This is a genomic window from Massilia suwonensis, assembly GCF_042655665.1.
Taxonomy (GTDB): domain Bacteria; phylum Pseudomonadota; class Gammaproteobacteria; order Burkholderiales; family Burkholderiaceae_D; genus Telluria; species Telluria suwonensis.
In genome coordinates this window covers 190489-213450 of record NZ_JBHSMR010000013.1, presented here as the reverse complement: position 1 = coordinate 213450, position 22962 = coordinate 190489, and the positions used below count along the sequence as shown (strand labels likewise).

The 22962-nt window shown below is 66.4% G+C and carries 20 protein-coding genes; 7 read left to right on the top strand and 13 right to left on the bottom strand.

All coding sequences use genetic code 11. The features are described 5' to 3' along the window. The first annotated feature begins 30 nt into the window (after positions 1–30). Positions 31–252, top strand: a complete 222-nt coding sequence (locus ACFPQ5_RS08865; protein WP_379753735.1) for a type 2 periplasmic-binding domain-containing protein — start codon at positions 31–33, stop codon at positions 250–252. 31 nt (positions 253–283) lie between these two features. Here the strand turns inward: ACFPQ5_RS08865 and ACFPQ5_RS08860 are convergent, their stop codons facing one another. The 4 genes from ACFPQ5_RS08860 to ACFPQ5_RS08845 are packed head-to-tail and all read right to left on the bottom strand — an operon-like array spanning position 284 to position 4812. Further along, complete coding sequence (locus ACFPQ5_RS08860; protein WP_379753733.1) at positions 284–1222, bottom strand: 3-hydroxyacyl-CoA dehydrogenase NAD-binding domain-containing protein; 939 nt, start codon at positions 1220–1222, stop codon at positions 284–286. 10 nt (positions 1223–1232) lie between these two features. Next, entirely contained in the window at positions 1233–1979 is a 747-nt protein-coding gene (locus ACFPQ5_RS08855; protein ID WP_379753730.1) for an ABC transporter ATP-binding protein, read from the bottom strand. Continuing rightward, positions 1979–3757: a branched-chain amino acid ABC transporter ATP-binding protein/permease gene (locus ACFPQ5_RS08850; protein WP_379760049.1), complete on the bottom strand. Its 1779-nt coding sequence runs from the start codon at positions 3755–3757 to the stop codon at positions 1979–1981. Before ACFPQ5_RS08850 ends, ACFPQ5_RS08855 begins: the two co-directional genes overlap by 1 nt. Then, positions 3757–4812: a branched-chain amino acid ABC transporter permease gene (locus ACFPQ5_RS08845; RefSeq protein ID WP_379753727.1), complete on the bottom strand. Its 1056-nt coding sequence runs from the start codon at positions 4810–4812 to the stop codon at positions 3757–3759. The genes ACFPQ5_RS08850 and ACFPQ5_RS08845 overlap by 1 nt, the downstream gene beginning before the upstream one ends. A gap of 250 nt (positions 4813–5062) precedes the next feature. Here ACFPQ5_RS08845 and ACFPQ5_RS08840 point away from each other — a divergent pair, with 250 nt between their 5' ends. Continuing rightward, entirely contained in the window at positions 5063–6229 is a 1167-nt protein-coding gene (locus ACFPQ5_RS08840; protein WP_379753724.1) for an ABC transporter substrate-binding protein, read from the top strand. 113 nt (positions 6230–6342) lie between these two features. On the opposite strand, the gene ACFPQ5_RS08835 is transcribed toward ACFPQ5_RS08840, so the two are convergent. After that, a complete protein-coding gene (locus ACFPQ5_RS08835; RefSeq protein ID WP_379753721.1) occupies positions 6343–7215 on the bottom strand; it encodes an aldo/keto reductase family oxidoreductase in 873 nt (290 codons plus the stop codon). Between the two features lie 105 nt (positions 7216–7320). On the opposite strand from ACFPQ5_RS08835, the gene ACFPQ5_RS08830 reads away from it, so the two are divergent. Continuing rightward, complete coding sequence (locus ACFPQ5_RS08830; RefSeq protein ID WP_379753718.1) at positions 7321–8220, top strand: LysR family transcriptional regulator; 900 nt, start codon at positions 7321–7323, stop codon at positions 8218–8220. 135 nt (positions 8221–8355) lie between these two features. On the opposite strand, the gene phaP is transcribed toward ACFPQ5_RS08830, so the two are convergent. After that, a complete protein-coding gene (gene phaP, locus ACFPQ5_RS08825; protein WP_379753715.1) occupies positions 8356–8994 on the bottom strand; it encodes a TIGR01841 family phasin in 639 nt (212 codons plus the stop codon). A 226-nt stretch (positions 8995–9220) separates the two neighbouring features. Further along, positions 9221–11620 carry a putative bifunctional diguanylate cyclase/phosphodiesterase gene (locus ACFPQ5_RS08820; protein WP_379753712.1) on the bottom strand — a complete coding sequence of 800 codons (2400 nt, stop codon included), beginning with the start codon at positions 11618–11620 and terminating at the stop codon, positions 9221–9223. Between the two features lie 194 nt (positions 11621–11814). Between ACFPQ5_RS08820 and ACFPQ5_RS08815 the strand changes: the two genes are divergently transcribed. The 3 genes from ACFPQ5_RS08815 (at position 11815) to ACFPQ5_RS08805 (ending at position 13303) form a co-directional block, all read left to right on the top strand. Then, positions 11815–12825, top strand: coding sequence for a hypothetical protein (locus ACFPQ5_RS08815; RefSeq protein ID WP_379753709.1), 1011 nt, complete (start codon positions 11815–11817; stop codon positions 12823–12825). 46 nt (positions 12826–12871) lie between these two features. Beyond that, positions 12872–13051 (top strand): hypothetical protein, encoded by a 180-nt coding sequence (locus tag ACFPQ5_RS08810; protein WP_379753706.1) that lies wholly within the window; start codon positions 12872–12874, stop codon positions 13049–13051. Positions 13052–13114: 63 nt separating this feature from the next. Continuing rightward, positions 13115–13303, top strand: a complete 189-nt coding sequence (locus tag ACFPQ5_RS08805) for a hypothetical protein (RefSeq protein WP_379753703.1) — start codon at positions 13115–13117, stop codon at positions 13301–13303. 747 nt (positions 13304–14050) lie between these two features. Here ACFPQ5_RS08805 and ACFPQ5_RS08800 read toward each other — a convergent pair. The 5 genes from ACFPQ5_RS08800 to ACFPQ5_RS08780 all read right to left on the bottom strand — a co-directional run bounded on the left by ACFPQ5_RS08800 (position 14051) and on the right by ACFPQ5_RS08780 (position 18859). After that, positions 14051–15013: a diguanylate cyclase domain-containing protein gene (locus ACFPQ5_RS08800; protein WP_379753699.1), complete on the bottom strand. Its 963-nt coding sequence runs from the start codon at positions 15011–15013 to the stop codon at positions 14051–14053. A gap of 81 nt (positions 15014–15094) precedes the next feature. Beyond that, positions 15095–16540, bottom strand: coding sequence for an NAD-dependent succinate-semialdehyde dehydrogenase (locus ACFPQ5_RS08795; RefSeq protein ID WP_379753696.1), 1446 nt, complete (start codon positions 16538–16540; stop codon positions 15095–15097). Between the two features lie 70 nt (positions 16541–16610). Further along, on the bottom strand, positions 16611–17039 hold the full coding sequence (locus ACFPQ5_RS08790) for a DoxX family protein (protein ID WP_379753693.1): 429 nt from the start codon (positions 17037–17039) through the stop codon (positions 16611–16613). Between the two features lie 34 nt (positions 17040–17073). Next, a complete protein-coding gene (locus ACFPQ5_RS08785; RefSeq protein WP_379753690.1) occupies positions 17074–17859 on the bottom strand; it encodes a dioxygenase family protein in 786 nt (261 codons plus the stop codon). 100 nt (positions 17860–17959) lie between these two features. Further along, positions 17960–18859, bottom strand: coding sequence for a LysR family transcriptional regulator (locus ACFPQ5_RS08780; protein WP_379760046.1), 900 nt, complete (start codon positions 18857–18859; stop codon positions 17960–17962). A gap of 198 nt (positions 18860–19057) precedes the next feature. On the opposite strand from ACFPQ5_RS08780, the gene ACFPQ5_RS08775 reads away from it, so the two are divergent. Further along, the gene (locus ACFPQ5_RS08775) at positions 19058–20629 is read left to right on the top strand and encodes an EAL domain-containing protein (protein ID WP_379753687.1); all 1572 of its coding nucleotides are present in this window, start codon (positions 19058–19060) and stop codon (positions 20627–20629) included. A gap of 4 nt (positions 20630–20633) precedes the next feature. Here ACFPQ5_RS08775 and ACFPQ5_RS08770 read toward each other — a convergent pair whose 3' ends face one another. Next, complete coding sequence (locus ACFPQ5_RS08770; RefSeq protein WP_379753684.1) at positions 20634–22856, bottom strand: NADP-dependent malic enzyme; 2223 nt, start codon at positions 22854–22856, stop codon at positions 20634–20636. Between the last annotated feature and the right edge of the window lie 106 nt (positions 22857–22962).

The window sequence follows — 22962 nt, the reverse complement described above, 5'->3', positions numbered from 1 at the left end:
GGACGAGATTAAAGAAGAGCCCGTGTCGAGATGACAGACCTGACCCTGGCTTCTCCCGCGGCGATGTACGTCGAGGCCGGGATCGGGATTGCGATCCTGTCGAACGCTTTGGCCGGCACGATTCGGCGCGACCTGGCGATCCTGCCGCTGGATGAAGCCTGGGCCATGCGCCGCCTGCACCTGTGCGCGCGCGACTTTGCGGCGCTGACGCCGCACGCGGCACTGCTGGCGCGCCAGCTGCTGGAGGCTTGAGTGCTCCCCCCTTGGGCACGGGGTGCCCAGGCTACGGCAGCTTGTCCGTCCCCTTCTTGGCCTCGATCAGCCCAGCCAGCAAGGCATCGCGCGCGGGCGCCAGCGCGGCGCCGTCGCGTCCTTCCAGCGCGTCCGCCACACCGGCGGCGAGCTGCTGCTTGAGTTCCTCGGTAATGCGCGGCGTGCCGAGATCGTCCCACCAGCTCTCGATCGGCCCGCCCAGGTGGTCGAGCATGTGGCGGATGCCGCCCTCGCCGCCGCCCAGGTGCATGTTCAGGAAGGGCCCCATCAGCGCCCAGCGCAGGCCGGGGCCATAGGCGATGGCGGTATCGACGTCGGCCACCGTCGCCACGCCCTGCTCCACCAGGTGAAAGGCTTCGCGCCAGAGCGCGGCCTGCAGGCGGTTGGCGATGTGGCCGGGCACTTCCTTGCGCACGTGGATCGGGCGCTTGCCGATGGCGGCGTAGAAGGCCATGGTGCGCTCGACCGTCTCGGGCGAGGTCAAGGCGCCGCCCAGCACTTCGACCAGCGGGATCATGTGCGGCGGATTGAAGGGGTGTCCCAGCACGACGCGCTCGGGATGGGCGCAGGCGTCCTGCACCTTGCTCATCAGGAGGCCGGACGAACTCGATGCCAGGATGACGTGCGAAGGCAGCAGCGCGTCCATGTCGCGAAACAGCGCCAGCTTCAGGTCCTCACGTTCCGGACCGCTCTCCTGCACGAAGTGGACGCCTTGCAGGGCCTCTTTCAGCGAGCCGGAAAAGCGCAAACGCTCCGGCGAGGCGCCGTCGGCCAGTCCCATCTGCGTGAGGATGGACCAGTGCGCACGCACCGCCTCGCGCAGTTTCGCTTCCGCGCCCGGCATCGGGTCGGTGGCCGAGACGTCGAAGCCGCGCGCCAGGTAATACGCGGCCCAGCTGGCGCCGATGGTGCCGGTGCCGACCACGCCGATGCAGGTGATGTCGTACATGCGAAACTCCTCAGGCGGATTTCTTGTTCAGGCCCAGGTAGGTATCGATCACCTTCGGATCGTTCGCCAGTTGCGCCGCCGGACCTTCCATGACCACGTCGCCTGTTTCGAGCACGTAGCCGTAGTCGGCCGCCTGCAGCGCGGCGCGCGCGTTCTGCTCGACCAGCAGGATGCCGACGCCGGTTTCCTTCAGGCGCACGATGACGCGGAAGATCTCCTTGACGATCAGCGGCGCCAGGCCCAGGCTCGGCTCGTCCAGCATCAACAGCGTCGGCTTGGCCATCAGCGCGCGGCCGAGCGCCACCATCTGGCGCTCGCCGCCCGACATGGTGCCGGCCGCCTGCGTGCGCCGCTCGCGCAGGCGCGGGAACAGTTCATAGACGGATTCCAGCGTCGCCGCATAATCCTTCTCGCGCCGCTTGTAGCGCGTGTAGCTGCCCAGCAGCAGGTTGTCCTCGACACTCATGGTCGTGAACAGGTCGCGGCTCTCAGGCACCAGGCTCATGCCGTGGCCAACGCGGCCTTCGACAGGATAGCGGCTCACGTCGACGCCGCGCAGCAGCACCGCGCCGCGCGCCGAGGCATTCGCCACCAGTGCGCCGGCGATCGCGTTCAGCATGGTCGACTTGCCGGCGCCGTTCGGGCCGATGACGGTCACGATCTGCCCCGCCTCCACTTTCACGTTCAGCCCGTGCAGGGCCTCGACCTTGCCGTAGGCGACGTGCAGGTCCTTCACTTCCAGAATTGGCGCGCTCATTATTCAATGCCTCCCAGGTAGGCTTCCAGCACGGCCGGATCCTGTTGCACCTCGCTCGGCACGCCCTGTGCGATCTTGGTGCCGAATTCCATGACCACCAGGCGGTCGGTCAGGTTCATGACGAAGTCCATATCGTGCTCGACCAGCAGGATGCTCATGCCCTCGCCCTTCAGCTTCTTCAGCAGGCTCGCAAGCGCTTCCTTTTCCTTGTAGCGCAGGCCGGCCGCCGGTTCGTCCAGCAGCAGCAGGGCCGGATCGCAGCACAGCGCACGCGCAATCTCGAGGATGCGCTGCTGGCCCAGGGCCAGGTTGCCGGCCTGCTCGTACAACATGCTGCCGAGGCCCACGCGTTCCAGCTGGCGGCGCGCTTCGAACAGCAATGCGCTCTCTTCGCCGCGGTCCAGCGAGAGCGCGCTCGTCACCACGCCGTGCTTCGCGCGCAGGTGGGCGCCGATCGCCACGTTCTCCAGCACCGTCATCTCGGGCAGCAGGTGCACGTGCTGGAAGGTCCGGCCGATGCCGAGCTTGACGATCTCGCGCGAAGGCAGCGAATCGATGCGCTGCAGCGCGCCGCCGCTGCGGAAGCGGATTTCGCCCGAGGTCACCGGCAGCACGCCCGTGACGAGGTTGAACATGGTCGACTTGCCGGCGCCGTTCGGGCCGATCAGGCCGACGATGTCGCCGCTGTTCACGGTGAACTCCATGTCGTTGACGGCCACCAGCCCGCCGAACTGCTTGCGCGCCTTGTCGATCTCCAGCAGCGGCTGGCCAGGTTCAGGCATGGCGCGGCGAGGCAGGCTGTCGGCCGCATCCGGCGCCACCGCTTCGGGACGCTGGGGCAGCCAGCGCGCGATGAAGGGCCAGATGCCGTTCCTTGCGTACTGCAGCAGGATCACCATCAGGATGCCGAAGACGATGATCTCGAAGTTGCCGTTCGAGCCGAGGAGACCGGGCAGGATGCTTTGCAGCTGGTCCTTCAGCACGGTCAGCACGAAGGCGCCGAGGATCGCGCCCCACAGGTAGCCGGCGCCGCCGATCACGGCCATGAACAGGTATTCGATGCCCGAGTTCAGGCCGAACGGCGACGGATTTACGGCGCGCTGCAGGTGCGCATACAGCCAACCCGAGACGCAGGCCAGCAAGGCGGCGATCACGAAGATGCGGATCTTCATGGCCGCCGTGTTCACGCCCATGGCTTCCGCCATCAGGCCGCCGCCCTTCAGCGCCCGGATCGCGCGGCCGGAGCGCGAGTTGAGCAGGTTGCGCAGCAAGGCGATGGAGACCAGCAGGATCGCCCAGATCAGGAAGAACATGCTGTTGCCGGACCCGAGATCGAGGCCGAACAGGCTCAAGGCCGGAATGCCGGCCAGGCCGTCGTACTTCCCGAGGAACTCCATGTTCCCGAACAGGTAGTACAGCGACAGGCCCCAGGCGATGGTCCCGAGCGGCAGGTAGTGGCCCGACAGGCGCAGCATGATGGCGCCGATGAACAGCGCCGACGCCGCCGTGACGGCCAGGCCGACGACCAGACCGAGCCAGGGCGAGAGCCCGTGGGTGGTAGAGAGATAGGCCGTGGCGTAGGCGCCGAGGCCGACGAATGCGGCCTGGCCGAAGGACGTCAGGCCGCCGACGCCGGTCAGCAGCACCAGGCCGAGGGCGACGATGGCGTACAGGCCGATGTAGTTGGCCAGCGTGACCCAGTAGGCGGGCAGCGGCAGCAGGCCGAAGACGAGCGCGGCGAGTGCCAGGATGGTCAGGGGTCCGATTTTACGCATCATCATGCCTCCTCCTCTTCGACCTGGGGATGGGCAATCGAGCGCCACACGAGCACCGGAATAATCAGGGTGAAGACGATGACCTCCTTCAGGGCACTCGCATAGAACGAGGAATAGGCTTCCAGCAGCCCGACCAGCAGCGCGCCGCCGGCCGCCAGCGGATAGCTGGCCAGGCCGCCGATGATGGCGCCGACAAAGCCCTTCAGGCCCATCAGGAAGCCGCTGTCGTAATAGATGGTGGTGATGGGCGCGATCAGCACGCCGCACAGGGTGCCGATGGTCGAGGCCAGCAGGAAGGCCAGGCGGCCGGCCTGTGTGGTGCCGATGCCGACCAGACGCGCGCCGCGGCGGTTGACGGCGGTCGCGCGCAGGGCCTTGCCCGAAAGCGTGCGGTCGAAATACAGGTAGAGCGCGCCGATCAGCAGCAAGGCGGTGACGATCACGACGATGCTCTGGCCCGAGATGGTCAGCGTGCCGACGTTGATCGCCGCGTCGCTGAAGGCCGTGGTGCGCGAGCCTTCCGCGCCGAAGATGTACAGACCGATGCCCAGCAGGACCATGTGCACCGCCACCGACACGATCAAGAGCACCAGCACCGTGCTTTCGGCCAGCGGCTGAAAGGCCAGGCGGTAGACCATCGGGCCCATCGGCGCGACGATGCCGAAGGTGAGCAGCAGCTGCGCGATCATCGGCCACGTCGCGCCTTCGGCGGAGCGGGCGACGAAGAACACGACGAGGGGGAAGAGCACGAACTTGGCGAAGCTGGTTGCCAGCATGCGGCCGCGGTCGACCTGTCCGGCGGCGGCGCGCAATGTGGTCCAGGCGTCGCGCAGGAAGGTGGCCACGCCGAGCACCAGCAGCAAGGCTGCGCTCTGCGGCACCTTCCCGCTTTGCAGCGCCGCCATGGTCAGGGCGCCGAAGGCGAGGAATTCGCCGAGGGGAATGAAGATCACGCGCGTGATCGAGAACACCAGTACCAGTGCCAGGGCAAGGAGCACGTACACGGCTCCGCTGGCAATGCCGTCCTGGGTGAGGATGGCGAAAATCGTTAAATCCATACCGCTGCCTGGGGCTTGCCGATGGTGCGAATGGCCTGGCGTGTCTCTTCGCCCGGCCGCCATCGCGTCCGCCCGTGTGGCCCTCCTTGTCGAATGTGTTTATAGGCCTGTAAGCGCTTTTGTTTAAGCCACCGTGGATAAATGATATTCTAAAACTGTTGAGGAACCGACATTTTTTCCTTCCTCTCGGCCTATACTATGACGCGCCGCCTCGCCGCGGCGACTTTTTCACGATAATCAGGAGACAGGCATGACCCGCATTCCCCGCCTCACCATCATCGGCCACAGCATCCTCGCCCTCGCCGCCCTCGGCGCTTCCTTCAGCGCGCACGCCCAGATCAAGGTCGGCGTCTCGATCTCGACCACCGGCCCGGCCGCATCGCTGGGCATCCCGGAGAAGAACACCTTCGGCCTGCTGCCGACCGAGATCGCCGGCCAGAAAGTGCAGTACATCGTGCTGGACGACGCGTCGGATGCGACCCAGGCCGTCAAGAATGCGCGCAAGCTGATCTCCGAAGACAAGGTCGACGTGCTGATCGGCTCCTCGATCACCCCGACCTCGCTGGCCATGCTGGAAGTGGCGGCCGAAACCGAGACGCCGCTGATCAGCATCGCCGGCGCCTCGCGCATCGTCGAGCCGATGGACGCCAAGCGGCGCTGGGTCTTCAAGACCACCCAGCACGACGGCCAGATGGCCAATGCGATTGCCACCCACATGTCGAACAACGGCGTCAAGACCATGGGCTTCATCGGCTTCTCGGATGCCTATGGCGAAGGCTGGTACGGCGAGGTGGCGAAGTACATGCCGGCCCGTAAAATCAAGATCGCCGCCAACGAGCGCTTCGCCCGCACCGACACCTCGGTCACCGGCCAGGTCCTGAAACTGATGGCGGCCAATCCGGACGCGATCCTGATCGCAGGCTCCGGCACCCCGGCCGCGCTGCCGCAAAAAGCGCTGCGCGAGCGCGGCTACAAGGGCAAGATCTACCAGACCCACGGCGTCGCCAACAGCGACTTCCTGCGCGTCTGCGGCGCCGACTGCGAAGGCACCTTCGTCCCGGTCGGTCCGATGCTGGTGGCGAACCAGCTGCCGGATGCGAACCCGGTCAAGAAATCCGCCCTGGCCTACACCACCAAGTACACGGCCTCCTTCGGCAAGGACAGCGTCTCGACTTTCGGCGGCCACGCCTGGGATGCATCGATCCTGCTGGCGGAAGCCGCCAAGACCGCGCTGCCGAAGGCCAAGCCGGGCACCAAGGAATTCCGCGCCGCCCTGCGCGACTCGCTCGAAGGCCTCAAGAACATCCCGGCCGCGCACGGCATCTTCAACATGAGCCCGACCAACCACCAGGGCCTGGACCAGCGTTCGCAGGTGATGGTCAAGATCGAAAAGGGTGCGTGGAAATACGTGCCGTAATCGGCTATGGACCGAAATCGAATATGCACCGTGATCGACTACGTGCGCTGACCGGAGCGTAGCCTCGGCACCGCCGAGAAGAAAAAAGCGTGGCCTCAATGGCCACGCTTTTTTCATGCCTGCGTACCGATACGATCCAGCACCGCCAGCGCCTCGTCCGGCAAGACCAATCGCCCCGCCCCAAGATTCTCATGCAGGTGCTTCACCGACGAGGTACCCGGAATCAAGAGGAAGTTCGGCGAGCGCTGCAACAGCCAGGCCAGCGCGACCTGCTCCGGCGTCGATACCAGCCGCGCGGCCACCGTCGCCAGCGCGTCCGACTGCAGCGGCGTGAAGCCGCCCAGCGGGAAGAAGGGCACGTAGGCGATGCCTTGCCGGGCCAGCTGGTCGACCAGGGCGTCGTCGTCGCGGTGCACCAGGTTGTACTGGTTCTGCACGCACACGATCGGCACGATTTTCTGTGCATCGCTGATCTGCGCCGGCGTCACGTTACTCAGGCCAATGTGGCGGACGAGGCCCTGTTCGCGCAGCCCGGCCAGCACCGTCAACGGTTCCTCGAGCGAGCCCTCGGCCGGTCCATGCACGTCGAACATGCTGCGCAGGTTGACGACGTCGAGCACGTCCAGTCCCAGGTTGCGCAGGTTGCTGTGGACCGCCTCGATCAGCTCGGGGCGCGAGAAGGCCGGCAGCCAGGCACCCTGCCCGTCGCGCCGGGCGCCGATCTTGGTGACGATCGTCAGGTCCGACGGATACGGGTGCAGCGCCTCGCGGATCAGCCGGTTCGTGACGTAGGGACCATAGAAGTCCGAGGTGTCGATATGGTCGACGCCTGCTTCCAGCGCCGCGCGCAGCACGGCGCGTGCGGCGCCGGGATCGCGCGGCGGGCCAAATACGCCAGGGCCGGCGAGCTGCATGGCGCCATAGCCGATGCGCTTGACGCGGCGGTCGCCGAGCTGGAAGGTGCCGCAGTCCTGGGTGGTGTGCATGGTGGTGTCCTCGTTGGGTTGGTATGAGGACACGATACGCTGTGCGCTTTCATGCGACAATCCTGGCACCGCCGAACGGGTTGTCCGGAAAAACGCACAATATAGATGGACGCTGATTTAAACGACTTGAGGCTATTCCTCGCCGTGGCCCGCGCCGGCGGCTTTCGCGACGCCGCGCGCGCCACTGGCCTGAGCGCCTCCGGCATCAGCGAGGCCATGCGCCGTCTCGAAGAACGCCTGGGACTGCGCCTGCTGAACCGCACCACGCGCAGCGTTGTCCCGACCGAGGCCGGGCACGCACTGCTCGCGCGCATGGAGCCGGCGCTCGACGAGGTGCAGGCCGCGCTCGACGCCGTCCACGATGCCCACAGCCGTCCCAGCGGTACCCTGCGCCTGAACGTGCCGCTGGCCGCCTCGCGCCTGGTGCTGCCGGCGATCGTGCCACGCTTCCTGGAAGCCCATCCTGACATCACGCTGGAAGTGACGGCCGAAGACCGTTTCGTCGACGTGCTGGCGGCCGGCTGCGACGCCGGCATCCGCTACGAGGAAAGCCTGGAACAGGACATGGTCGCCGTACCGATCGGTCCGCGCCTGCAGCGCATGGCGCTCGCCGCGGCGCCGGCTTACCTGGAGCGCCACGGCCACCCTGCGCATCCGAGCGAGCTGCTGCAGCACGCCTGCCTGGCGGGGCGCTTCGCCGGTGGCCCGGTGCTGCAGTGGGACTTCGAGCGCGGCGGCGAAAAGCTTGCCATCAAGCCGCGTGGACCGCTCATCGTCCGCATCGGCATCACCGCCGACCTGCTGGTCGATGCCGCCCTGGGCGGCAGCGGCCTGGTCTACCTGTTCGAGGATTGGCTGCGTCCCCACATCGACAGCGGCGCACTGCTGCCGGTACTGGAAGATTGGTGGCCACGCTTTTCCGGACCTTACCTCTACTATCCCGGCCGGCGCCTGGTGCCGTCGCCGCTGCGCGCGTTCATCGATTTCATCCGCTCGCCTGGATGAGCGCGAGCAGGCGTGGCCGGCGCCGTGCCGCCCGCCCTGAACCGGTAGCTCTTGCTTCCATCCGCGCCCGTAAAGCGCTGCACGTCCAAGTTAAAGCTGGACATGATGCCGATGGCTGCCATTTGGCTGAGCTGCTCAGCCAGGCTTGCGCAGGGGCTTGCTGCCTGCTGCCTGCACTGATGGTCCCTGCACATGGCCCTGCACCGAGCCATTCTCGGCCAGACCATCGAACTGCATGCGCGAGCCCGTGCTCGCGGCCGCGCGCTCGGCGTTGGTGGCCGTACGTTCAGCACCTTGTTCGCCGCCACGTTGCACCTCGCCTGGCTGGAATGGGTCGCGGAATGTCTTCAGGACGTCTTCCTGTTGCTGCACGCTGCGCGCCGTTTCTTCGCTGGCAACCCGTGTCACCTCGTCCGCCAGGGCGTGCGCGGTGCGCGCCGTTTCCGGACCATGCTGCTGGTTGACGCGCGCCAGTTCGACCTGCACCTCGGCGGCCAGTCGGGAAAGATGCTGCTGGTAGGCACGCAGCTTGTCGGTGGCCGGCTGGGCGTGGGCCGCGGCCGCACCCATGGCGTCGACGGCGCGCTCGCTGGACAGCATCCGCTGCCCGGCGCTCATGGTCTCTTCGATCATGGTATGGCCCAGCTTCAGGTTGGCGTCGCAGACCGCCTGGAAAGACCCTGCCAGGGCCTGGTTCAGATCGTTAAAGTAGGCAAACTGTGAATCAAGGTGGGACCGGACCGCCGGATTGGTGGCGGGAGAATAGGGAAACATGGTGAATCCTTTCGGGTGTCGAGACGTGAGGTATCGCGGCCGGATGTGACCGGAACCGGCAAGGCCTGGCGCATCGATGGGAGATGCAGCGCTCGCTGCGGGAGATGCGGGATCGGGGATCCTGCGAACGAACCCACTATGCGCCTGTTTCCGTGCGCACGGGACGATTTGCCGTGTTTATTTTTCCGGCGTGGTGCAATGCAACTTATCCCATGCCGGATAGTGCCTAGCCCAGCAGCATCTCCCGCATCCGGGTGGCGTCGACGGGTTTGCTGAAGAAGTAGCCCTGCCCTTCGCTGCACCCGTGCAGTCTGAGGAAGTCGAGCTGGGTCGCATTCTCGATGCCTTCGGCGATCACACGCTGATTCAGGCTCCTGCCCATGCCGATCACGGCGCTGACGATCGCCCCGTTGCCATCCAGGGTCCCATCGATCGCCCTGACGAAGGACTGGTCGATCTTGAGCACGTCGATCGGGAACTGGTTCAGGTAGCTCAGGCTGGAATAACCGGTGCCAAAGTCATCCACGGCAATCTCCACACCGATCGCCTTGAACTTCGTCAGCAGTTCGGCACTGGCGGCGACATCGCGCATGAGCACGCTCTCGGTCAATTCGAGCTGCAGGCAGGCGGGAGCGACGCCGCTCGACGTGAAGACAGCCGTCGCATGGGTGAAAAAGTCGCGGTGACGAAACTCCAGGGCCGATACGTTGATGGCGATCGACACAGGGGCCAATCCGCTGTCGCGCCACCGGACCGATTGCGCGCAGGCCTCGCGCAATATCCATCGTCCGATAGGAATGATCAGGCCACACTCTTCGGCGATGCGGATGAAACGTTCCGGCAGCGTCATTCCCCACTCAGGATGGTTCCACCTTAACAGGGCCTCGACGCCGGTGATCCTGCAGCTTTCCAGGTCCAGCTTGGGCTGGTAGTGCAGCGTGAACTCATGCCGCTCGAGCGCCAGGCGCAAATGCGTTTCGATCAGTTGCCGCTCAACGGCGCGCGCATTCATATCCTGGCTAAAAAACTGGTAATTGTTACGCCCGCGCTCCTTGGCATGGTACATGGCGGTATCGGCATTCCTGATCAAGGCGCCGGCATCCACCCCGTCTGCGGGAAAAACACTGATACCGATGCTGGTCGAGGTATGCAATTGCTGCCCTTCGATCAGGAAGGGCGTCGATAGGGCAATCAGGATCTTCTCGGCCGCCAGCGCGGCGGCGTGCGGCCGCCGCTCGTCGGCCAGCAGGATGACGAACTCGTCGCCTCCATGGCGGCTGACCGTATCCGAGAGCCGCACGCAGTCGAGCAGGCGCGCGGCGACCGCCTGGAGCAGCCGGTCGCCGACGTCATGGCCAAGTGAATCGTTGATATGCTTGAACTTGTCCAGGTCGAGAAAGAGCAGTGCCGGGCCTGCCGCGCCGCGCCTGGCCATGGCGATGGCCTGGGTAATCCGGTCGTTCAGAAGCACACGGTTGGGCAGCTTGGTGAGGAAGTCGTGCTGCGCCAGATGCCGCATCGTCGACGTCAGCGCGACAGTAGCTGAAATGTCCCGAAACACCATCACGGCACCCACTATCCGGTCGTTCCAGTCGAAAATCGGCGCGGCCGAATCGTCGATCGCCTTGCGTACGCCATGACGGCCGACCAGGACGACTTCCCTCTCCAACGCCTGGTCGTGGCCGCTTTCCAGCACTGCGCCGACCGGGTTGACAGCCGGCTCGCCGCTGGCGGCATCGACGATGACGAGCACCTCCGCGACCGGCCTTCCATCCGCCTCGGCACCGGACCATCCGGTCATTTCCTCGGCCGCGACATTCAGGTAGTCGACACGTCCATGCATGTCGACCGAGATGACGCCGTCGCCGATCGAATCGAGTGTGATCTGGGCGCGCGCCAGGGCAAGGTAAGCGCCCTGTTCCACTTTCATGCGCTCGATGACGTTGCGCAGAGACTGCGGCAACAGGCTATTGTCGAAATATCCCCGCGATAACCAGCCTTGTGCGCCGCGCTGGACAGTCTCCCTCGCGGCGGGCTCCTCTTCCTCTCCGCACAGCATCATGATCGGCGTATGGCGCGCCGCCTCGTGGACCTGGTCGAAGCACGGCAAGCCCTCGCTGTCGGGCAGCATCATGTCCATCAGGATGGCGTCGATCCCGCCGTGCCGGATGCGTTCCAGCGCCTGCGCCAGGGTCGACAAGTCCCTGACGACGAAGGGGCCGTCGGACGCATTTCCGAGGGCCCGCTTCAGGGCGCGGACATCGTCCGGTCGGGAGGAGATGATGAGAACCTGGTTTGTCACGCTGCCTCCACCCATGCGGGTTGCCGCGGCAACGCCGCAGCGTTGGCAATTGCCCGAACAGGCAACGATGCCTTGTCGATTGAAACGTAGCCCGGCCAGGCGGCGTTCACATGCGGGAACCCACGCGGTCCCGTCAGCGGTCGGACACTCCCCGCGCCGGACCGCCGGCTTGAAGAGGATCCCCAATCCCATGCTAGCACGAAGCGCGACGCCCGGCGCGTGCATCCATGGATCGCCTGCCGTGCCCACGCTTGCAAAAAAAAGTCCGCGCATGTCCCCCATTCCCCCGGCAATGGGCGTAGACTCCAATCCAGTGTTGCGCATGCGACGCTCTCCTACCCTCCTGGTCGCCGCCCTTGCGCGGCATGACGAACGCTTTGTCCCCGGTGACCACGATCAGTCCGCACGATGCGGGCCGTACCCAGGCAATGCACGACGATGCACCCGTACCCGCACACGCGCATGCGTCATGCCCGAAGCACGGCATGCATGCTCGAACAATGGCAGCAGGAGGACCTATGCGACATCAAATGAAAGCGGTGTTCGACGAGCGCGGCAAAGCCGAGCAGGCGCTGGATCGATTACTCGGCTCGGGATACGCACGCGCCGACGCCCGGCTGGTGACGGTACATGGCGCGACACCAGCCGTGTATCCCGCCGCGCGCATCAAGTGGCGCGAGCACTCGGGCACATCGGCCGTCCGGTTCCTGTCGCGCTTCCTGCTTCACGCGCGCGGCAATGCGGCAAGCGCCGCCGACAGGCCCCAATCGCCCGACAGCTACCTGCTGACCCTGGTCATAGACTCCGAGTCCGAAGGGGATCGCGCCGCATCGCTCGTCCCCAGTCTGGTTCGTACCGGCAGCGACGACACCTGGGACGGCACCGCCAGGGCTTTTCGCTTCGCGCGCCATCTCCACGAGAGCGAAAGGTTCCGCAACCGTTCGTGGAACGACGCGACCGGCGACCTGAAGGTGCTATGGGAGGCGCACGATTGCGCAGGAGCGCAATGGGATCAGTCCGAACCGGCACTGCACCTCGGTTGGGAAAGCACGCGGCCGGAAAGCGATGACGACGCTTACCTCCGAAGTCACTGGAACACGCGCTACTTCCCTTACCTGCGCCACCCTGCACAGGTCACAGTCAGGCGCGATCCCGGTCCGGTCCTTGGCGCCGCCGTGAGAAAAGCAGCATGGAAGCGCAAGCATCCCGGCGAGCTCACGCCTTGGGAAAACTTCATGGATGCCGTGAAATACGGGTGGGAGAGAAGCACGCTTGGAAACGATACAAGCGAGGCCGGCTATCGCCTTCATCTGGCACGCACCTATCCGCACATGAATTACGACGACGTCGCCCCTGTTTACCGCTATGGGAACAATCTGCGCCGCCGGCGCGCTTTCCGGGGCCGCAGCTGGGATGACGTGGAACCGGAGATACGGGCGGAATGGGAACGCGGCCGTCGTGAAGGCAAGCCACTGACATGGGACGAGACGAGGGCGGCCATGCACCACGCTTGGGATCAAGCTGGATAGGCTCGTTCGATTCCGGCCATTGGCATATTCCTTCATGAAGGACGATATGAATGCTCAGATCGAAACACGCAAAAATGCCGAAGAGCGGGCGCTCGTTAACCTGGGGCGCGTGTTGAACCAGGACTGGGGCGTCCCCTATGCCCGACATTTTCTGGAGTCCGTCGGGGTGGAGGAATCGGTCATACAGCGGGTCATCACGCAAGAGGTGGCCTTCGCCGACCGATAAGCGGCACGGGACAGGCGAACCGCGCCACCGCGTTCAGACCATCGTCACCGATGAGGACAAAACATGGAATTTGCAAATGAAGTCATGCTCGATGGCGTGATGTACTGCTTCGAGGAATTCGACCAGGTCGCCAGAGCGCATGCGTGGATAGACGCACATGCGCAGGATACCAGTCAGTTCAGGAACGTCTTTCCAGATGCCCGTCCGGTCAGCACGCACCCGTACGGGTCAGCCAGCCGGCGTAAAGATTGACGCCGTTCCGGTATGGATGTGCCGACGGCCGATCGGACATCTTCCAATCGCACCCGCTCTTGTGACGACATCATGGACGACTCGACTACATTGCCACTTGAGGCAGCAGCTTGCGGCGTATCCTTCGACGGAAGGGCATATCACTATCAGGACTATACCTATGATCGGCTCATCGAGGCGCTCCGCTATGCGCGGCTGGACCAGGGCAGGCAGGGCTTGCACGAGGACCCCATGCCGCGTTGCTGGAAGCAATGGGCCCCACCTACCCAGGCCGAGCGGCTGCAGATGGATGCGCACGGTATCGAGTACAGGGACGGCTCCTACCGGTATGGCCCATATCGATACGACTTGTTGCCTGCCGCTCTCGCGTATGCAAGGCACGAACCGGGGCTCTCAAATCCGCGCAGCTGTGAGAAGGGGTAAAGCGTAACGAACACGATCGCGTCGATAGCGCAAACAAAGGTGCTACCTGGCGTCTCGGGAGCTCGCCGGCTGCCTTTGGCGTCGGGCAGCGATGGCCCTCCAGCGCGCGGCTGGCCACTACGTGATCGTGCCCGAGCCACGCCAGGGGACCTGCGCGCCGGACCGCAACGGTCAGCAGCGAAGCCTGCGGATCGACTGCATACACGTCCTCCCCGACATGCTTCCTCTGCTGGTAAGCGTTGGGCGCGGTACCGGGATTCGCCAGGGGCGGCGCCGGCGGATGCCCGCACGCGGCCAGCAGCACCAGCGAGGGGAGCAGGCGTTTCATGGGGAGGGGTCGGTGCCCGCCATCACGACGCGGTCGCGCCCTCCCCGCTTGGCGGCATACAGCGCCTTGTCCGCCGCTTCGATCAGCAGCGCCGGCTCGTTCAGCCCATCCTTGCTGAAACTGGCCACGCCGATGCTGAGCGTCACGTGGTCCTTGTGCGCCGCCGGCGCATGCGCGAGCCGGCGCTTGGCGACGTCGAGGCGGATCGCCTCGGCCACGCCGGCTGCCTGCTCGGCCGTGGTGTCGGGCAGGATGGCCGCGAACTCCTCGCCGCCGTAGCGCGCGGCCACGTCGGCCGGGCGTTTGAGCATGGCGGCCAGCGCCTGCGCGACGGTGATCAGGCAGGTGTCGCCCTGCTGGTGGCCGAAGTGGTCGTTGTAGGCCTTGAAGGAATCGATGTCCATCAAGAGCAGCGACAGCGGGCCGCCATTGCGCTGGGCGCGGCGCAGTTCGCGGTCGAGCGTCATGTCGAAGTAGCGGCGGTTGTGGATGCCGGTCAGGCCGTCCACGTAGGAACGGGCGCGCAGCGACTCGGCGTGTTCGAGCAGCTGGCGTTCGCGGTCGATGGTGCCGCTCACGTCGCGGATCTCGATCATGCACAGCGTCGCGCCACCTTCGCGCAGCGGCGAGACGGTCACCGCCTGCTCGATGCGGGCGCCGTCGAAGCTGCCGGCCTCGCGCAGCGGGAAAGGCGCGCGCTCCAGGCCTTGCGAGACGGTCCTGGCGTTGCCGTCGACCAGGGCCGCCAGCACCGCCGCTTCCACGCGCGAGCCGCGCAGCTCGGCGAAGACCGTGAACAGCGACTGCCCGCACACGCGCGTCGACGAACGGCCGGAGCGCGTCGTCATCCAGCGGTTCCACAAGACGATGCGGTGTTCGCCGTCGAGGACGATGACGCCGCAGTCGAGCAGGTTAAGGGCGCCGGCGGCGAGGTCGAAGGAAGTGTCGGTCGAAATCATCCCGACAGTGTACCGTTATTGCGTAAATGCAAAAAGGCCGCCGGGGTCAGCCGGCGGCCTTTTTTACGCAAGCGGGACGGCTTACACGCCGACCATCGACACCGCCTTCGTATTCAGGTAGCCCTCCATCGCCTCCGGACCGCCTTCGGTGCCGTAGCCCGAATCCTTGATGCCGCCGAAGGGCATCTCGGCGCTCGGCGTGGCCGGCTGGTTAATCCAGAGCATGCCGACTTCGACGCGGTTCATCAGCTGGTGCGCGTTCTTGATCGAGCGCGTGAAGGCATACCCGGCCAGGCCGTAAGGCAGGCGGTTGGCCTCGTTGATGGCGTCGTCCAGGCTGTCGAAACCGCGGATCGCGGCGACCGGGCCGAAGGGCTCGTCATTGAACACGCTCGCCTCCAATGGCACGTCGGCCAGGATGGTCGGCGCGAAGAAGTTGCCGGCGTCGCCGACGCGCGCGCCGCCGAAGGCGAGCGTGGCGCCCTTGGCCTGCGCGTCTTCCACGACTTTCGCCATGGCGGTCAGGCGGCGCGCATTGGCCAGCGGACCGAGGGTCGTGCCCTCTTCCAGGCCGTTGCCCAGCTTGATGCGCTCGGCGTGGGCGACGAAGGCGCGGGTGAATTCTTCCTTGACCGCGTTGTGCACCAGGAAGCGGGTCGGCGAGATGCAGACCTGGCCGGCGTTGCGGAACTTGGCGCCGCCGGCCGCTTTCACGGCCAGCGCCACGTCGGCGTCCTCGGCGACGATCACCGGCGCGTGGCCGCCCAGTTCCATCGTCACGCGCTTCATGTGGGCGCCGGCCAGGGCGGCCAGCTGCTTGCCGACCGGGGTCGAGCCGGTGAAGGTGACCTTGCGGATGACCGGGTGCGGGATCAGGTAGCTCGAAATCTCGGCCGGGTCGCCGAACACCAGGCCGACGACGCCTGGCGGGATACCGGCGTCGACGAAACACTGCAGCAGCGCGGCCGGCGATGCCGGGGTCTCTTCCGGCGCCTTGCACAGGAAGGAGCAGCCGGTGCCGAGCGCCGCGCCGAGTTTACGGACGATCTGGTTGATCGGGAAGTTCCAGGGCGTGAAGGCGGCGACGGGGCCGACCGGCTCCTTCAGCACCAGCTGCTGGGCAGCCGGGTTGCGCGAGGGGACGATGCGGCCATACACGCGCATGCCTTCGGCGGCGAACCAGTCGATGATGTCGGCGCCGGCCAGGGTCTCGCCCTTGGCTTCGACCAGCGGCTTGCCCTGCTCTTGCGTCAGCAGGCGCGCGATGTCGCCGGCGCGTTCGCGCAGCAGTTGGGCGGCGCGGCGCATGATGGCGGCGCGCTCGAAGGCGGGCACGGCGCGCCAGGTCTCGAAGCCTTGCTGGGCGGCGGCCAGCGCGCGGTCCAGGTCGGCGATCGAGGCGTGGGCCACGGTGCCGATCGGCTGGCCGGTGGCCGGGTTCACGACGGGGATGGTCTTGCCGCCGCTGGCCTCTTGCCATTCGTTGGCGATCAGCAGGCGGGTGTCGGGATAGCTGGACGTCGTCATGTTCATCGGATCCTGTGTTTGGTTGAGAACATGATCATACTCCGTGCGCGCCCGCCGTGCAGGTGCTTCCTCAGTTATACCGCCCGTGGATCCCGCCCAGGCTGTAGCGGCCTGCGCCCAGCAGGGCCACCGCCAGCGCGCCGCCCAGGTACATGCCCTGCAGTTCGAGCGCCCAGCCGCCGGTCGCGCCCATGGTGAAGAACTGGCTCGTGTGGGCCAGCAGCAGCGCCACCACCATGTTGATCGCCACGACCAGGGCCGCCGCACGGGTGAATACGCCGACCAGGATCAAGAGCGGCGCGACGACTTCGCCGATATAGACGCCATAGGCGAAGACGGCGGGCAGCCCGGCCTTAGTGACCATGCCGACGATCGGGTCGATGCCGCCGATGAGCTTGGAGACGCCGTGGAACAGGATCAGGATCGCGAGGACGGCGCGCAACAGCAGCTTGCCGCCGTCGTCGTGGGTGGCGAGGGCTTGGGTGGTCGTGGTATGCATGATGAAGCCTCTTGGTTAAGTACGTCGTTGTGGATCAGTTGAAAGCGTAGGCGTCCATGGCGAGCACGCCGTGTTCGAAACTCGAATGCAGCCGGGTCGCATGCGCGCCCTCCCCGCCGGCGCCGAGCGCGACGAACAGGGGCAGCAGGTGCTCGTCGGTCGGGTGATTCTCGGCAGCGAAAGGGGCGGCTTGACGGTAGTCGAGCAAGGCGGCGCGGTCGCCGGCCTCGAGCCGCTCCTTGATCCAGGCGGCGAAGTCGCTGACCCAGCCTGGCGCCGGCGCATCGACCGCCTGGCCGCGGAATTCGTAGAGGTTGTGGGTGAGCGAACCCGACGCGAAGACCAGCACGCCTTCCGCGCGCAGCGCGGCCAGTGCGCGGCCCATCTTCTCGTGCTCGGCCGGGCTGGCGCCGCGCACGACCGAGACCTGGGCGACCGGGATATCCGCATCCGGATACATCAGGCGCAGCGGCACCCAGGCGCCGTGGTCGAGGCCACGCGTGCTGCTGCGGCCGACGCGGATGCCGGCCGCCTCGAGCAGCGAGGCCGCGCGCTCGGCGGCTTCGGGGGCGCCGGGCGCCGGGTACCGCATCTCGAACAGGGCGCGCGGAAAGCCGCCGAAATCGTGGATGGTGTCGGGTTGCGCGGCGAGGCTGACCGCGGGGCCGTGCATGGTTTCCCAGTGCGCCGAGACCACCAGGATGGCTTTCGGGCGCGGCAGCGTTTGGCCCAGGCTTTCCAGGAAGCGGCGCGCGGGGCTGTCTTGCAGGGCCAGCATGGGCGAGCCGTGGGAGACGAAGATGGCGGGGAGCGTGGTCATGGTCTTTACCTCGTTGAGTAACATGGCCTTCATCTTAATTGGATCGGCAGGCGAGATAAATACGTCCTTTCGGACAACACTGTCTCACCACGAGCAACAATCACTCCCACTGCGGCTTGGCGAAGGCCTCCACCATGAAGTCCACCAGCAGGCGCAGTTTCGGCGCCACGAAGCGGCGCGAGGGATAGACCACGTAGATGCCCAGCTCGCGCGAGCGGTAGCCCGCCATGGTTTCGACCAGCCTGCCCGCCGCCAGGTCGGGACCGACGATAAAGCTCGGCTGCAGGATCAGGCCCTGGTCCTGCAGGGCGGCGGCGCGGCAGGTATCGCCGCTGTTGGTGCGTACCCGCGGCAGCACCTTGACCGACGTCTCCTCGCCCTCCGGTCCCGTGAAACTCCAGTTCTCGCCGCTGGAGAACAGGCTATACGAAATCACCTCGTGCGCGGGCAGATCGGCAGGCTGCACGGGTTCGCCGCGCCGCTTCAGGTAGCCGGGCGAGGCGCACAGCACCAGGCGCGTGGACGCGAGCCGACGGCTGATCAGGGTCGATGCCGGCAGCTGGCCGATGCGCACGGCGCAATCGAAGCCCTCCTCGACCAGGTCGACCACGCGGTCGGACAGGGTGATGTCGAGCAGGAGCTTGGGGTGGCGCGCGAGAAAAGCCGGCCACAGCGCTGCCAGGTGCATCAGGCCGAAGCTGACCGGTACGTTCACTTTCAGCAGCCCGGCCGCTTCGCCGCTGCGCGCGGTGATCTCTGCCTCGGCTTCGAGCAGGTTGGCCAGCAGTTCGCGGCAGCGCGCATGGAAGATTTCGCCCTCGGTGGTCGGCGACAGCTTGCGCGTGGTCCGGTGCAGCAGGCGCACGCCGAGCCGTTCCTCGAGCTCGGCCACGTGGCGCGAGACGGCCGCCTTCGACATGCCGAGCGCGTCGGCGGCGCCCGTGAAACTGCCGGCGTCGACCACATTGCTGAACACCTGCATTTCGAGGAAGCGGTCCATTGTCTCGGTCAAGGTAACAATGCAGCCGATTCTACGCTTTTTGTATCCGCTCACAAAAAGATGTAAAGACAGGTAATGCGACGCGCATACGCAAGGCTATACTGCGGAATCGGCTTCGCCCCAACGGACCGGGCAGCGGCGGGCCGCTGCGCCATTCAGTCCAAGGGGGAGTACATGCGCGCACGCATAGGATTGGGCTTGACGGTACTTCTGGCGCTGGGCGTGGTGGCGCTGCCGCCCTGGCTCGCGCTGCAGGAAGCGCGGCGCCAGGCCTATGTCGCCGAGTCGGAGCAGGTGCGGCGCTATGCCATGGACGTGCTGCGCCGGACCGACGGCACCGCGCAGCAGATAGACGCCGCCTTCCGCCAGCTCAAGCAGTCCGGCTTCGCGCCCTGTTCGGCCGAATCCCTGGACCTGATGCGCCAGATCGATCTCGGCTCGAGCTACCTGCAGGCCGTCGGCTACGTACGCGAGGGCAGCATCGTCTGCTCGTCGATGGGCGGCGCCCCCATGGCCCTGGGCCAGCCGGGCTATCGCACCTCGGCCGGGGTCACCATCTACCAGGACATCCCCCTCAGCCGGCCGGGCCAGTTGCCCTTGATGGCGGTAGGCCGCGACGACCAGGTCGCCCTGATCCACCGCGACCTGCCGATCGATGTCTGGACCGACGTGCCCGGCGTCGCGCTCGGCGTGCTGCACGTGGGCGGCCTGGGCCTGCCGATCGCCCGCGGGCCGGTCGACCCGGCCTGGCTGCAAAAGCTCGGCACGGGTTTCGAGGCGCGCTTCACCGACACGCGTTTCGTCGTGTCGGTGCTTCGTTCGCACAAGACGCAGTTCGTCGCCGTCGCCGCCGTTCCGCTGGCGGAGCTCGACCGGCGTGCCGACGCCATCGCCAGGCGCCTGGTGCCGGCCGCCCTGCTGGCGGGCCTGGTGGTGGCGCTGGCGATCCTGATGCTGGCGCGGCGCCAGCTGTCGATGGAAGCGGCGCTACGGAGCGCCCTGCGCCGCGACGAATTCTTCCTGTGCTACCAGCCCATCGTGCGCCTGCAGACCGGCGAATGGGTCGGCGCAGAAGCCCTGCTGCGCTGGCGCCGCGCCGACGGCACCCTGGTCGGGCCCGACCTCTTCATCCCCGTCGCCGAGCAATCGAAGCTGATCACCAGGATCACCGAACGGGTGCTGCGCCTGGTCGCCCACGACGCCTGCCACTTCCTGACCGTGCACCCGGACTTTCACATTGCGCTGAACCTGTCGGCCGACGACCTGCACTCCTGCGCCATCGTCGACCGGCTGTGCGTCATGATCAGGGACTGCGGCGCCCAGCCCGCGAACCTGATCGTCGAGATCACCGAGCGCGGCTTCCTGAACCTGAGTTCGGCGCGCGAAGTCATCGGCTCCCTGCGCGACAAGGGCATCGAGGTCGCGATCGACGACTTCGGCACGGGCTACTCGAGCTTGTCCTACCTCGAGTCGCTCGACCTCGATTTCCTGAAGATCGACCGCTCCTTCATCGAGGCGATCGGCACCGGCGCCCCGATCAGCCTGGTGGTCGGCCACATCATCGCCATGGCGCGCTCGATGGGCCTGCGCATGATCGCCGAGGGCATCGAGAGCGAAGCGCAAGCCGCTTTCTTGCGCGAACGCGGGGTCGAGTACGCGCAGGGCTTCCTGTTCGGGCGGCCGATGTCCTTCGCCGAACTGGTGCAGCGCTTCAAGGAGCGCGAGCATGCCGCACTGGTGCAGCAGGCTCGCGCCGGCGCCGACGCCTAGCCCCTTAGCCCTCGCCTTCGCGGATGCCGGATGCCGCCAGCGCCGTCATGTTGACGATGCGGCGCACGGTGGCGCTCGGGCTCAGGATGTGCACCGGTTTCGCCGCGCCGAGCAGGATCGGCCCGACGGTCACGCCCTTGCCGGCGGCGACCTTCAGCACGTTGAACAGGATGTTGGCCGCGTCCAGCGAGGGCGTAACCAGGAGGTTGGCGCTGCCGGAGAATCCAACCGCGCCGCTGTCGACGTGGTACAGGTCGCGGATCTCCTGCGACAGCGCGGCGTCGCCGTGGACGTCGCCGACCACCGCCAGGTCCGGCGCGCTTTGCGCCAGCAGCGCGCGCGCTTCGCGTACCCGCCGCGCGGACGGCCGCTCGGACGAACCCTGCGAGGAGTGCGACAGCAGCGCCACCTTCGGCTCGAGGCCGAACTGGCGCAGTTCGGCGGCGGCCATGCGGGCGATCGCCGCCAGCTCCTGGGCGCTGGGCTGGTCGTTGACGTAGGTGTCGGCGATGAAGAGGGTGAGCTTGTCGAGCACCAGCGCGTTCATCGCGGCCATCACTTCGGCGCCGGGCGCGAGGCCGATCTCGTTCTGCACGTGCGCCAGGTGGCTGTCGTAGCTGCCCTTCATGCCGCAGATCAGAGCGTCGACCGCGCCCGACTTCAGCAGGCGCGTGCCTTGCAGGGTGGTGTCGCCCTCGGCCTCGATCAGTTCATAGTCGGTGCCCTGCTTCAGGCGCAGGCCGGCCTCGCGGATCGCCCGTTCGACGGCGGCTTGCGCGCCGATCAGCACCGGCTTGGCGAGGCCTTCGTCGACCACCGTCTGCACCGCACGCAGCACGCGGCGGTCGTCGGCTTCGGCATAGGCCACGCGGCGGCCGTTGGCCTTGGCCTTGGCGAACACGGGCTTCATGAAGAAGCCGGTGTGGTAGATCATCTGCGCCAGCTTCTCGCGGTAAGCAGCCATGTCGCCGATCGGGCGCGAGGCCACGCCGGAAGCGGCGGCCGCTTCGGCCACGCGCGGCGCGATCGCCGCCAGCAGGCGCGGATCGAAAGGCTTCGGGATGATGTAGTCGGGGCCGAAAGACAGGTCCTGACCTTCGTAGGCCGAGGCCACCACGTCGCTCGCTTCGGCTTCGGCCAGTTCGGCGATCGCGGACACGCAGGCCAGCTTCATCTCGTCGGTGATGCGCGTCGCGCCGCAGTCCAGCGCCCCGCGGAAGATGTAGGGGAAGCACAGGACGTTGTTGACCTGGTTCGGATAATCCGAGCGGCCGGTGGCGATGATGCAGTCGGGCCGCGCCGCCTTCGCCACTTCCGGCCGGATTTCCGGCTCCGGATTGGCCAGCGCCAGGATCACCGGCTGCGCGGCCATGGTCTTGACCATCTCGCCGCTCAAGACGCCCGCGGTCGAGCAGCCGAGGAAGACGTCGGCGTCGCGAACGATGTCGGCCAGCGTGCGCGCGTCGGTCTCCTGTGCATAGCGCGCCTTGTTCGCTTCCATATTGGCTTCGCGGCCCTTCCAGATCACGCCTTTCGAATCGGTGACCCAGATGTGCTCGCGCTTCACGCCCAGCACCACCATCATGTCGAGGCAGGCGATCGCCGCCGCACCGGCGCCCGAGGCCACCAGCTTGACCTGGCCGATCTCCTTGCCGACCACCTTCAGCGCGTTCAGCAGGGCCGCGCTGGAAATGATCGCGGTGCCGTGCTGGTCGTCGTGGAAGACCGGGATGTTCATGCGCTCGCGCAGCTGCTTCTCGATGTAGAAGCACTCGGGCGCCTTGATGTCTTCCAGGTTGATGCCGCCGACGGTCGGCTCCAGCATGGCGATCGCTTCGACCAGTTTATCGGGATCGTTCTCGGCCAGCTCGAGGTCGAACACGTCGACGCCGGCGAATTTTTTGAAGAGGCAGCCCTTGCCTTCCATGACGGGCTTCGAGGCCAGCGGTCCGATGTTGCCCAGGCCAAGGACGGCGGTGCCGTTCGAGATCACGGCCACCAGGTTGGCGCGCGAGGTATATTCGGCGGCCATCGCCGGATCGGCGGCAATCTCTTCGCAGGCATAGGCGACGCCCGGCGAATACGCCAGCGACAGGTCGCGCTGGTTCGACAGCGGTTTCGTCGCGATCACCTCGATCTTGCCGCGCGTGGGGCTGCGGTGGTATTCGAGAGCATCGGCGCGCAGTTGGGTGTCGTTGGTTTCGTTAAGGCTGCTTTCAGTGCTCATGATTTTTTTCGCTCAATAAAGAATCTGTCTGAGGACGGGTCCCATGGATGAATCAATCGTACACGACATCTCCTTCTCCTGCCCGGCCAGGCCGATCGCGTAGCGC

Excerpts from the sequence above, each read along its gene's own strand:
- ACFPQ5_RS08865 (WP_379753735.1), top strand. The coding sequence starts at position 31 with ATGACAGACCTGACCCTGGCTTCTCCCGCGGCGATGTACGTCGAGGCC.
- ACFPQ5_RS08860 (WP_379753733.1), bottom strand. The coding sequence starts at position 1,222 with ATGTACGACATCACCTGCATCGGCGTGGTCGGCACCGGCACCATCGGC.
- ACFPQ5_RS08855 (WP_379753730.1), bottom strand. The coding sequence starts at position 1,979 with ATGAGCGCGCCAATTCTGGAAGTGAAGGACCTGCACGTCGCCTACGGC.
- ACFPQ5_RS08850 (WP_379760049.1), bottom strand. The coding sequence starts at position 3,757 with ATGATGCGTAAAATCGGACCCCTGACCATCCTGGCACTCGCCGCGCTC.
- ACFPQ5_RS08845 (WP_379753727.1), bottom strand. The coding sequence starts at position 4,812 with ATGGATTTAACGATTTTCGCCATCCTCACCCAGGACGGCATTGCCAGC.
- ACFPQ5_RS08840 (WP_379753724.1), top strand. The coding sequence starts at position 5,063 with ATGACCCGCATTCCCCGCCTCACCATCATCGGCCACAGCATCCTCGCC.
- ACFPQ5_RS08835 (WP_379753721.1), bottom strand. The coding sequence starts at position 7,215 with ATGCACACCACCCAGGACTGCGGCACCTTCCAGCTCGGCGACCGCCGC.
- ACFPQ5_RS08830 (WP_379753718.1), top strand. The coding sequence starts at position 7,321 with ATGGACGCTGATTTAAACGACTTGAGGCTATTCCTCGCCGTGGCCCGC.
- phaP (WP_379753715.1), bottom strand. The coding sequence starts at position 8,994 with ATGTTTCCCTATTCTCCCGCCACCAATCCGGCGGTCCGGTCCCACCTT.
- ACFPQ5_RS08820 (WP_379753712.1), bottom strand. The coding sequence starts at position 11,620 with ATGCGCAACACTGGATTGGAGTCTACGCCCATTGCCGGGGGAATGGGG.
- ACFPQ5_RS08815 (WP_379753709.1), top strand. The coding sequence starts at position 11,815 with ATGCGACATCAAATGAAAGCGGTGTTCGACGAGCGCGGCAAAGCCGAG.
- ACFPQ5_RS08810 (WP_379753706.1), top strand. The coding sequence starts at position 12,872 with ATGAATGCTCAGATCGAAACACGCAAAAATGCCGAAGAGCGGGCGCTC.
- ACFPQ5_RS08805 (WP_379753703.1), top strand. The coding sequence starts at position 13,115 with ATGGAATTTGCAAATGAAGTCATGCTCGATGGCGTGATGTACTGCTTC.
- ACFPQ5_RS08800 (WP_379753699.1), bottom strand. The coding sequence starts at position 15,013 with ATGATTTCGACCGACACTTCCTTCGACCTCGCCGCCGGCGCCCTTAAC.
- ACFPQ5_RS08795 (WP_379753696.1), bottom strand. The coding sequence starts at position 16,540 with ATGACGACGTCCAGCTATCCCGACACCCGCCTGCTGATCGCCAACGAA.
- ACFPQ5_RS08790 (WP_379753693.1), bottom strand. The coding sequence starts at position 17,039 with ATGCATACCACGACCACCCAAGCCCTCGCCACCCACGACGACGGCGGC.
- ACFPQ5_RS08785 (WP_379753690.1), bottom strand. The coding sequence starts at position 17,859 with ATGACCACGCTCCCCGCCATCTTCGTCTCCCACGGCTCGCCCATGCTG.
- ACFPQ5_RS08780 (WP_379760046.1), bottom strand. The coding sequence starts at position 18,859 with ATGGACCGCTTCCTCGAAATGCAGGTGTTCAGCAATGTGGTCGACGCC.
- ACFPQ5_RS08770 (WP_379753684.1), bottom strand. The coding sequence starts at position 22,856 with ATGAGCACTGAAAGCAGCCTTAACGAAACCAACGACACCCAACTGCGC.